This window comes from Empedobacter stercoris (genome assembly GCF_020281205.1).
Classification (GTDB): Bacteria; Bacteroidota; Bacteroidia; order Flavobacteriales; family Weeksellaceae; genus Empedobacter; species Empedobacter stercoris.
The window spans coordinates 1-750 of record NZ_JACXZC010000070.1; the positions used below are offsets into that span (position 1 = coordinate 1).

Sequence of the window (750 nt, forward strand, 5' to 3'; positions counted from 1 at the left end):
TTTTGTCATAGTTTATTTGTTTTTGTTTCATTTTCAAATTCGTTGCGTTAATCAGGTAGTTATAAGCCATTTTAGTAACCGACTGCATCTATTAAACTATCGGGCTGATTTTTACCTTCATATACAAAATCTGTTTCATTGTGCATATCTTGTATTTCTTCCATACTATCAAGCCATTTATCAGCTTTATAGAAAATCAATTTATTTTGTGGAGTTGAAGCAACGCAAGCATTTACTTTTTCTTTTTGAAGTTCAACCAAAAGTTTAATCACTCTATCTACTTTCTTTTTTTGTGAATCATTCAATTTTTCTACATTATATTTACTTAAATCAATCATTGTTTTTAAATTAATTTGTCTTCTGACGTTGCTACAAATTCATTTTGATCTGAACAATATTTTTGAAGTTTATCATTTGCCATTTGAACTAATTTTTTATCTAAATGAATTCCTGCATTATGAGAATCAATACAAACAAGACTGAAAATTTCTAAATCAGCCGGGTAATGATAAGCTAAATAACTACTTGTTTTACCTCCAGAAAGACTATTTACAGTTTTCATAATTAATATATTGGTAGTTTTGGTTTCTCGATTGGTTGGTAGTGGGTAACACTTCCTAAATGATAACGATTGATTATTGTCCACATATTTGCGACATAATAATCTCTATCACCTTCTGAGTTCCATGCGTGGTAACTAATCTCATAGTCTTTCGGCAAATCCTCTTCACTTTCTATACAAATCCAACC

Annotated in this window: 3 protein-coding genes; all 3 read right to left on the bottom strand. The window is 29.6% G+C overall.

The features are described 5' to 3' along the window. Positions 1-71: 71 nt before the first annotated feature. Positions 72-338 (bottom strand): hypothetical protein, encoded by a 267-nt coding sequence (locus IF125_RS14190; RefSeq protein ID WP_225542928.1) that lies wholly within the window; start codon positions 336-338, stop codon positions 72-74. 5 nt (positions 339-343) lie between these two features. After that, positions 344-562, bottom strand: a complete 219-nt coding sequence (locus tag IF125_RS14195; protein WP_225542929.1) for a hypothetical protein — start codon at positions 560-562, stop codon at positions 344-346. A gap of 2 nt (positions 563-564) precedes the next feature. After that, positions 565-750, bottom strand: a 186-nt coding sequence (locus tag IF125_RS14200) for a hypothetical protein (protein WP_225542930.1), incomplete at its 5' end; no start/stop codon positions are given.

Coding starts and splice junctions, on each gene's coding strand:
- IF125_RS14190 (WP_225542928.1), bottom strand. CDS start 338: ATGATTGATTTAAGTAAATATAATGTAGAAAAATTGAATGATTCACAA.
- IF125_RS14195 (WP_225542929.1), bottom strand. CDS start 562: ATGAAAACTGTAAATAGTCTTTCTGGAGGTAAAACAAGTAGTTATTTA.